Source organism: Mycobacterium sp. (assembly GCF_050701675.1).
Classification (GTDB): domain Bacteria; phylum Actinomycetota; class Actinomycetes; order Mycobacteriales; family Mycobacteriaceae; genus Mycobacterium.
Window position 1 is genome coordinate 1 of record NZ_JBOGDD010000711.1, and the last position, 9116, is coordinate 9116.

Sequence of the window (9116 nt, forward strand, 5' to 3'; positions counted from 1 at the left end):
GGTCCTCCATGACGAGATCGGCCGTGGAGCACTCGCCACGGGTGACGCACTTCCGACCGAGCAGTCGCTGTGTGATCAGTTCGGGGTGTCCCGCATCACCGTGCGCCGCGCGCTAGCGGACCTCGCCGACGCCGGGCTGATCGAGCGTCGTCACGGCATCGGCTCGTTCGTCACCGATCACGCGCCGCCGAGCCGTGACGTCGGGGGCGGGTCGTTCCTCGACGAACTTCGCAAGGTGGAGTTCGAGACCGAGGTCGACGTCATCGAGCTCGGCGTCGGCGCCCTGCCGCGCAAGGTCTCCGAACGGCTCGGTTCGGTCGACGAGGGTCTGCACGTGTTGCGGGTGCGCCGTGAGCGTCGAACGGGTGAGCCGTTGATGGTCACCGAGGCCTGGTTGCCCGTCGGGCTCGCCGACGTGGTCACCGAGCAGGCCCTGGCCCGCGCGCCGCTCTACCGGATCCTGTCCGACACTGGGGTGGCCCTGGAGCGTCTCGAGCACGAGCTGACAGCGGAGATCGCCGGGCCCCGGACCGCAGGTCTGCTCGGCACGACGATCGGCTCGCCGCTGATCCGGGTCAATCGGGCCGCCTTCGTCGCTGGGGAGCCACACCACTACCTATCGATCCTGTTGTCTCCGAGTCGAAGTCGCGTCGTACTGAGCCAGACCATGCAACCCGGCTCTGGCTCCGAGCTGGCGATTGCCCACGACGTGCGCAGGCCGACCAGCTGACCCAGGGTCTTGCCTAGAGCCGCCCGTCGACGCGCAGGTCGGGGTGCACCCAGTCGGGTGAGCGACGCTCCTTGAATGCCAGGAAGCCTTCGATCGCCTCCGGCCCACCGAGGCTCGACGTCATCCCGATCCGGTCGAACAGGCCAAGATAGTTGTCCAGGCTGGACTTGACCACGGCCCGGGCCACGGGCGCGGTGCGGCAGCACTGGGCGAGCACCTCCTGCGCGCTGCTCATCAACTCGTCGTGCGGGACCAGCCTGGCGACGATGCCCCAGTCCACGGCCTCCTCAGCGGTCAGGGTGCGGCCGGTGAACATCAGGTCGCGGGTGCGCACCGGTCCGATCAGCCGCGCCAGCATGTGGCTGTAGTAGGTGTCGGCGATGCCGCGGTAAAGCTCCGGCACCCGGAACGTCGCACGATCACTGACCACCGCCATGTCACTGCACATCGCGATCTGCAACCCGCCGCCCTGTGCCAGTCCGTTGACCGCCGAGACCACGGGTTTGCGCGAGGTGCGCAGCGTGTCGAACGGCAGCAGAGCCTCCATGGGAAGGGACCCGAAGTCCATCCAGTCGTCACCACCCGCGCCGCCGAGGTCGCCGCCAGGCGCGAATACGTCACCGGTGCCGGTGATGATCAGGCCGGCGAGGTCGTCATCGGCAGCGACGCGGTTGACCGCGTACCCGATGCCGAAGTACATCGCGGGGGACATCGCGTTGCGGGCCTTCGGCCGGTCCAGCGTGACGACGCCGAAGGGGCCCTGGCGCTCGAACTTCAGGAACGGCGTGCCCAGCCAGTCGCCCTCGGGTGGGGCCGGGGTGTGGGGGGCGGTTTCAGTCACGCGGTCTCCTCATTCGTCGAGTACGTCGTCGATGGCCTCGGCAGATGGTGCGCAGTCGCCGGCGCCTGGCGTCAACGTCGCCAGTGCTCCCGCTGCACACGCCCGCCGCAGCGCGTCATCGGGCCCGGAAAGCCATTCGGCTGCAAGGACTCCGGCGAAGACATCACCGGCGCCGGTGGTGTCGACCGCCTCCACGGGTGGAGCGGGCACGTCGAAGCTTCTGCCGGCACTGCGGTAGCTGGCGCCGGACGATCCCCGGGTGATCACCAGATGTTCGACCGGCCAGTGCCATTCGCGCGCTTCGACTTCATTGACGACGACGACGTCGACCGCTTGAGAGAGTTCGGCGAGCCGATCGGCGTCGGCACCCGTCGGTGACGCGTTGAGGATCACCACTGCGCCCGCGTCGCGGCCCAACCGGGCCGCCGCGAGCACCGTGTCGATCGGGATCTCCAACTGCATCAACACCACGTCGGCGTCGGCGACGACCTTCCTGACCCCCGCGGAGGCCACGGAGAGGTGCGAATTGGCTCCCGGTGCAACGACGATGGTGTTCTCTGCTCCCGCGTCGACCACGATGACCGCTGCGCCACTCGATCCCGGCACCGTGACCGTGCCGTTCATGCCGACCTCGTTGGCGGATAGGTGTGCGCGCAACTGGGATGCCGCGGAGTCATCGCCAAGTGCGGCGACGAGTTGGACCGTGGCGCCGGCCCTGGCGGCGGCGACGGCCTGATTGCCGCCCTTACCGCCCGGCGAGGCCGACAGCGACGAGGCCAACACGGTCTCGCCGGGCCGAGGCAGCGCATCGACGGCGAAGGACTGGTCGAGGTTCACGCTGCCGACCACACACACTCGGCTGCGCTCCAGGACCACGCCGATACTGTAGCCCCAACGGTGCCGCAGCCGGGTTAGCTCGATAAGCTGGCCCAATGAGCGTGGAAGCTCCCCCCAGCAGTGTTCTGCGCGAGCAGGTTCACGACGCCGCCCGTCGCGCGCGCGTTGCGGCCCGCACCCTCGGCACGTTGAACACCGCGACCAAGAACCGGGCGCTGCACGCGGCGGCGGACGCCGTGCTGGCCCGCGTGCACGAGGTGCTGGCCGCCAACACCGCTGATCTCGACGCCGCGCGTGCCGCGGGCACACCTGAGGCGATGCTCGACCGATTGGCCCTCGATCCGCAGCGGGTCGACGGCATCGCGGCGGGACTTCGGCAGGTCGCCGGGTTGCCCGACCCCGTCGGTGAGGTGCTCCGTGGCCGCACCCTGGCCAACGGACTGCAGATCCGGCAACAACGCGTGCCACTCGGAGTGGTCGGCATGGTCTACGAGGGCAGACCGAACGTCACCGTCGACGCGTTCGGGCTGACGCTGAAGTCCGGCAACGCGGCGTTGCTTCGTGGCAGTTCGTCGGCTGCCCGGTCCAACGAAGCCCTGGTGGCCGCGCTGCGGGTCGCGCTCCTCGGAGAGGGGTTGCCCGAGGACACCGTACAGCTGCTGCCCAGCGCGGACCGTGCCAGCGTCACCCACCTCATCCAGGCCCGTGGTCTGGTGGACGTCGTCATTCCGCGTGGAGGAGCGGGCCTCATCGACGCCGTCGTCCGCGACGCCACGGTGCCGACCATCGAGACGGGCGTCGGCAACTGTCACGTCTACGTGCACGAGGCGGCTGACCTCGACATCGCCGAACGAATCCTGTTGAACTCCAAGACTCGTCGGCCCAGTGTCTGCAACGCCGCCGAGACGCTGCTGATCGACGCCGCGATCGCAGACCGCGCGCTGCCACGGTTGGTCGACGCGCTCCGAGATGCGGGCGTGACGGTCCATCTGGATCCGAGTGAGGAGGAGCTGCGCGCCGAGTTCCTCTCGATGGACATCGCCCTGGCCGTCGTCGACGGCGTCGATGCCGCGATCGCCCACGTGAACGAATACGGCACGGGTCACACCGAGGCCATCGTCACGACCAATCTCGCCGTCGCGCAACGCTTCACCGAGCGGGTCGATGCCGCCGCGGTGATGGTGAACGCGTCGACGGCGTTCACCGACGGCGAGCAGTTCGGATTTGGCGCCGAGATCGGCATCTCCACGCAGAAGCTGCACGCCCGCGGGCCCATGGGCCTGCCAGAGTTGACCTCAACCAAGTGGATTGTGTGGGGAGACGGCCACACCCGCCCGTCCTGATTAGGAGTAATGATCGAGTGAGCGTCCCCGCCCGCCCATCACCGCTGTTCACCGATATCGACGATGTCGCCAAGCGGCTGGCCGAAACCGGTTATCTACCCGATACCGCCACGGCCACAGCCGTTTTCCTCGCCGACCGGCTGGGCAAGCCGCTGCTCGTCGAAGGCCCGGCAGGCGTCGGCAAGACCGAGTTGGCGCGCGCCATCGCCGAATGCACTGGTTCCGGACTGGTCCGTCTGCAGTGCTATGAGGGCGTCGACGAGGCCCGCGCACTCTACGAGTGGACCCACGCCAAGCAGATCCTTCGAATTCAGTCCGGTTCGAGTGACTGGGACCAGACCAAGATGGACGTGTTCAGCGAGGAGTTCCTGCTGTCCCGCCCGCTTCTGACGGCGATCCGTCGCACCGAACCCACCGTGCTCCTGATCGACGAGACCGACAAGGCCGACATTGAGATCGAAGGTCTCCTGCTCGAGGTGCTGTCCGACTTCGCGGTCACCGTGCCGGAACTGGGCACCATCACCGCCACCCGAAAGCCGTTCGTGCTACTGACCTCGAACGCGACGCGCGAACTCTCGGAGGCGCTCAAACGCCGGTGCCTGTTCCTGCACATCGACTTCCCAGACCCCGATCTGGAGCGACGGATCCTGCTGTCGCGCGTGCCGCAACTACCCCATCGACTGGCCGAGGAGTTGGTGCGCATCATCGGGGTGCTGCGCGGAATGCAACTCAAGAAGGTGCCGTCGGTGGCCGAGACCATCGACTGGGGCCGCACCGTGCTGGCCCTCGGCATGGACACCATCGACGACGAGTTGATCGCCGCGACACTGGGTGTGGTGCTCAAGCATCAGTCCGACCAGGTCAAGGCCAGCGGGGAGCTGAGGCTCAACTAATGGCCGTTCGCCGCACGCGTCCACCGCAACCCCTTGCGCCGCATGGGATTCCCGGGCATCTCGTCGAGTTCGTCGAGGCGTTGCGTGGCGTGGGCATCGCGGTGGGTCCTTCCGAGACTGTCGACGCGGGCCAGGTGATGACGGTTCTCGGACTCGGTGACCGTGAGGTGCTGCGCGAGGGGCTGGCCTGTGCCGTGCTGCGGCGCGCGGATCACCGGGACACCTACGACGCGATGTTCGACCTGTGGTTTCCCGCGGCGCTCGGCGCGCGGACGGTGGTGTCCGACGACGAGGTAGCCGACGACGCCGATCGCGACGGACTGCCGGAGCAGGACGTCGAGGCGATGCGTGCCGCGCTGCTGGAGATGCTCGCGGGCAACGAGGACACGGCCAACGTCGACGACCGGCTGGCCGCGATGATCGCCCAGATCGTCGAGGCCTTCGGAAGGTACAACTCCAGCCGCGGGCCGTCGTACTCGTCCTACCAGGCGCTCAAGGCGATGGCACTCGACGAGCTGGAGGGCAGGCTGCTGGCTGGGCTGCTGGCGCCCTACGGCGAGGAACCCACCCCGACGCAGGAGCAGATCGCCAAGGCGATGGCCGCCAGGCGCGTCGCGCAGCTGCGCCATATGGTCGAGGCGGAGACCAAGCGCCGTACTGCCGAGCAACTCGGTCGCGACCACGTTCAGATGTACGGTATTCCGCAGCTCGCCGAGAACGTCGAGTTCCTGCGCGCCTCCGGGGATCAACTCCGCCAGATGCGCCGCGTCGTCGCACCGTTGGCCAGGACGCTGGCATCGCGGCTCGCCGCGCGGCGCCGACGGTCGCGGGCCGGCGAGATCGACCTGCGCAAGACACTGCGCAAGTCGATGTCGACCGGCGGGGTGCCCATCGACGTCGTCTTGCGCAAGCCGCACCCGGCCCGCCCCGAACTGGTCGTGCTGTGCGACGTGTCCGGCTCCGTCGCCGGCTTCAGCCACTTCACCCTGCTGCTGGTGAACGCGCTCCGCCAGCAGTTCTCCCGGGTTCGGGTGTTCGCGTTCATCGACACCACCGACGAGGTCACCGAGATGTTCGGTCCAGAGGCCGACCTGGCCGTCGCCGTGCAGCGCATCACCAGGGAGGCGGCCGTGTACACCCGTGACGGTCACTCCGATTACGGGCACGCGTTCGTGTCGTTCCTGGACAAGTACCCGAACGTGCTGTCGCCGCGCAGTTCGCTGCTGGTGCTCGGCGACGGGCGCAACAACTACCGCAACCCCGAGGTGGACCTCTTGACGCACATGGTGTCCGCGAGCCGCCACGCGTACTGGCTCAATCCCGAGCCCAAGCACCTCTGGGGCAGCGGCGACTCGGCGGTGCCCCGGTATGAGGACGTCATCGCCATGCACGAGTGCCGGTCGGCCAAACAGCTCGCCGCGGTGATCGACCAGCTGCTGCCCGTCTGACCCTTCCGCCGAACGTGGATTACCCCCACGCGTTCGGCGCGACGGCGTGGGGGTAATCCACGTTCGGCGCGGGAGCGGGTGTCCGTGACGCTCCCGTAAGCTGCCTATTCGTGACTCGACGCAGGCTGGGAGTGATGGGCGGGACGTTCGATCCCATCCATCACGGCCACCTGGTCGCCGCCAGCGAGGTGGCCGACCTGTTCAGCTTGGACGAAGTCGTGTTCGTGCCCACTGGCCAGCCGTGGCAGAAACGCGACCGCGTGGTCACCGCCGCCGAGGACAGGTATCTGATGACGGTGATCGCGACCGCGGCCAACCCGCGTTTCTCGGTCAGCCGCGTCGACATCGACCGTGGCGGCCCCACCTACACCAAGGACACATTGCGCGACCTCGGAGCACTCAACCCCGACGCCGACCTCTACTTCATCACCGGCGCTGACGCTCTCGGGTCGATCCTGTCCTGGCAGAACTGGGAGGACCTCTTCTCCATGGCACGGTTCGTCGGCGTCAATCGCCCCGGCTACGAACTGGACGGTGCGCACATCGCCGCAGCGATGAAGGAACTGCCCGCGGACTCGCTGAAGATCGTCGAGGTGCCCGCGTTGGCGATATCGTCGACCGACTGTCGCAGGCGCGCCGAGCTCGGCAGACCCATCTGGTACCTGGTTCCCGACGGCGTCGTGCAGTACGTCACCAAGCGCGGGTTGTATCCCGCGCACGCTCTAGCAACGGAGGACGGTAGGCCGTGACCGCATCCGAGGAATCCATCCACATGGCCACGATCGCCGCGCAGGCGGCCGTGGCCAAGCTCGCCGACGACGTCGTCGTCATCGACGTGTCCGGGCAACTCGTCATCACCGATTGCTTCGTCATCGCCTCGGCGAATAACGATCGTCAGGTGAACGCGATCGTCGACGAGGTCGAGGAGAAGATGCGGTTCGCCGGGTACAAACCCGCCCGACGGGAGGGCACCAGGGAGGGGCGCTGGGTGCTACTCGACTACGTCGACATCGTCGCGCACATCCAGCACCAGGACGAGCGCAACTACTACGCCCTCGACCGGCTGTGGCGGGATTGCCCGCTGGTCGCCGTGGACCTGGACGGTGCCGATGAGCCGCCCGCGGGGGAGACGGACACCGAATGAGGATTCGGCGCCTGGTGCTGCTGCGGCACGGCCAGACGGAGTACAACGCGAGTAACCGCATGCAGGGGCAGCTGGACACCGATCTGAGCGACCTCGGTCGTGATCAGGCGGCGGCTGCCGCGGAGGTGCTGGCCAAGCGCCAGCCGTTGGTCATCGTCTCCTCGGACCTGCGCCGCGCCTTCGACACCGCGACGACACTCGCCGAGCGGGCAGGCCTTCCGGTGGCCGTCGATACCAGGCTCCGCGAGACGCACCTCGGCGACTGGCAGGGCTTGACCCACTTCGAGGTGGACGACGTCGCACCGGGCGCACGGCTCGAGTGGCGCGACGATGCCCGCTGGGCGCCGCACGGCGGCGAGAGCCGTGTCGACGTGGCCGAACGCAGCATGCCGGTGGTGGAGGAGCTCGTCGCCGAACTGAGCGAGTGGGGCTCCGACGAGGCGGGGGACGCTTCCGACCGGCCCGTCGTCCTGGTGGCGCACGGCGGCTTGATCGCTGCGCTGACGGCCGCGCTGCTCGATCTGCCGGTGGACAACTGGCCCGTGCTCGGCGGCATGGGTAACGCGAGCTGGGTGCAGCTGTCAGGGCATTCCCCGAACGATGCGGCGGCGCAGGAGATCCGGTGGCGCCTCGACGTGTGGAACGCTTCGGCCCAGGTCGCCAACGATGTCCTCTGACCCTGTCCGCCGCACCCTGCTGGTGTTCTGCGACTCGCTGTCCTATTACGGCCCTACCGGGGGACTGCCTGCCGACGACCCTCGAATCTGGCCCAACATCGTTGCCTCGCAATTGGACTGGGACGTGGAACTGATCGGCCGGATCGGGTGGACGTGCCGTGACGTGTGGTGGGCCGCGATCCAGGATCCGCGGTCGTGGGCGTCGCTGCCCAGGGCGGGCGCGGTGATCTTCGCGACGTCGGGCATGGACTCCCTGCCGTCGCCGCTGCCCACTGCCGTGCGCGAGCTCATCCGCTACGTGCGGCCGCCGTGGTTGCGCCGGTGGGCCAGGGACGGATACGGCTGGTTGCAACCGCGGTTGTCACCGGTGGCGCGCCCCGCGCTGCCGGCCCACCTGAGCGTCGACTACCTCGAACAGACCCGCGCCGCGATCGACTTCAACCGGCCGGGCATCCCCATGGTGGCGTCGATTCCGTCGGTTCACGTCGCGGAGACCTACGGCAAGTCGCACCGCTGGCGTGATGCCACCGCAGCGGCGATCACCGAATGGGGGCGCCAGCACGACGTGCCGATCGTCGACCTGAAGGCCGCAGTGGGCGACGAGATCACCAGCGGCCGCGGCAATCCCGACGGCATCCATTGGAACTTCGAGGCCCATCGTGCGGTGGCCGACTCGATGATGAAGGGTCTTGCCGAGGCGGGAGTGACCACCGCGGGCTCCGGCGGCTGACCGTGGCCGTCACGGTGGTGACCGATTCGTCGGCCCGGCTGACCCCGGATGAACTGCAGAGGTGGGGGATCAGGCAGGTTCCGCTGCACGTGCTGATCGACGGCGTCGATCTGCGCGACGGCGTCGATGCGGTGCCCTACGACGTGCACGAGAGGGCGCACGTCACGACTGCCGGTGCCGCGCCTGCCGACCTGGCCGAGTGCTACCGCGAGGCGCTGGCCGACAGTGGTGGTGACGGCGTCGTCGCCGTGCACCTCTCGGCGGCGCTGTCGAGCACGTTCAGCTCGGCGGTTGGGGCGGCCCGCGAGTTCGGACCCGCAGTGCGCGTGGTGAATTCGCGATCCGCAGCGTCGGGCGTCGGCTTCGTCGCGGTGGCCGCGGCACGTTCGGCAGCTTCGGGCGACGACGTCGACGCGGTCGAGGCCGCGGCGAAGGCAGCCGTACCGCGTGGTCACGCATTCATCGTCGTGCAC

General features: G+C 68.5%; 11 protein-coding genes. 9 read left to right on the forward strand and 2 right to left on the reverse strand.

Features of this window, described 5'->3' with window-relative positions; genetic code table 11:
• Positions 1 to 730, forward strand: a 730-nt coding sequence (locus tag ACRDUX_RS21825) for a GntR family transcriptional regulator (RefSeq protein WP_526416415.1), incomplete at its 5' end; no start/stop codon positions are given.
• A gap of 13 nt (positions 731 to 743) precedes the next feature.
• Here the strand turns inward: ACRDUX_RS21825 and ACRDUX_RS21830 are convergent.
• The gene (locus ACRDUX_RS21830) at positions 744 to 1571 is read right to left on the reverse strand and encodes an enoyl-CoA hydratase/isomerase family protein (RefSeq protein WP_526416417.1); all 828 of its coding nucleotides are present in this window, start codon (positions 1569 to 1571) and stop codon (positions 744 to 746) included.
• A gap of 9 nt (positions 1572 to 1580) precedes the next feature.
• A complete protein-coding gene (locus tag ACRDUX_RS21835; protein ID WP_526416432.1) occupies positions 1581 to 2441 on the reverse strand; it encodes a ribokinase in 861 nt (286 codons plus the stop codon).
• 62 nt (positions 2442 to 2503) lie between these two features.
• Here ACRDUX_RS21835 and ACRDUX_RS21840 point away from each other — a divergent pair, with 62 nt between their 5' ends.
• From ACRDUX_RS21840 to ACRDUX_RS21875, 8 genes are all read left to right on the forward strand, one after another.
• Positions 2504 to 3751 (forward strand): glutamate-5-semialdehyde dehydrogenase, encoded by a 1248-nt coding sequence (locus ACRDUX_RS21840; protein WP_526416418.1) that lies wholly within the window; start codon positions 2504 to 2506, stop codon positions 3749 to 3751.
• 17 nt (positions 3752 to 3768) lie between these two features.
• Complete coding sequence (locus tag ACRDUX_RS21845) at positions 3769 to 4644, forward strand: AAA family ATPase (RefSeq protein ID WP_526416420.1); 876 nt, start codon at positions 3769 to 3771, stop codon at positions 4642 to 4644.
• Positions 4644 to 6092, forward strand: coding sequence for a vWA domain-containing protein (locus tag ACRDUX_RS21850; RefSeq protein ID WP_526416422.1), 1449 nt, complete (start codon positions 4644 to 4646; stop codon positions 6090 to 6092). The genes ACRDUX_RS21845 and ACRDUX_RS21850 overlap by 1 nt, the downstream gene beginning before the upstream one ends.
• 125 nt (positions 6093 to 6217) lie before the next feature.
• Entirely contained in the window at positions 6218 to 6841 is a 624-nt protein-coding gene (gene nadD / locus ACRDUX_RS21855; RefSeq protein ID WP_526416434.1) for a nicotinate-nucleotide adenylyltransferase, read from the forward strand.
• Positions 6838 to 7236, forward strand: coding sequence for a ribosome silencing factor (rsfS, locus tag ACRDUX_RS21860; protein WP_526416424.1), 399 nt, complete (start codon positions 6838 to 6840; stop codon positions 7234 to 7236). Before nadD ends, rsfS begins: the two co-directional genes overlap by 4 nt.
• A complete protein-coding gene (gene gpgP / locus ACRDUX_RS21865) occupies positions 7233 to 7913 on the forward strand; it encodes a glucosyl-3-phosphoglycerate phosphatase (protein WP_526416426.1) in 681 nt (226 codons plus the stop codon). The genes rsfS and gpgP overlap by 4 nt, the downstream gene beginning before the upstream one ends.
• Complete coding sequence (octT, locus tag ACRDUX_RS21870; RefSeq protein ID WP_526416428.1) at positions 7903 to 8643, forward strand: diglucosylglycerate octanoyltransferase; 741 nt, start codon at positions 7903 to 7905, stop codon at positions 8641 to 8643. The genes gpgP and octT overlap by 11 nt, the downstream gene beginning before the upstream one ends.
• A 2-nt stretch (positions 8644 to 8645) precedes the next feature.
• The coding region (locus tag ACRDUX_RS21875) for a DegV family protein (RefSeq protein WP_526416430.1) at positions 8646 to 9116 on the forward strand (471 nt) is incomplete at its 3' end.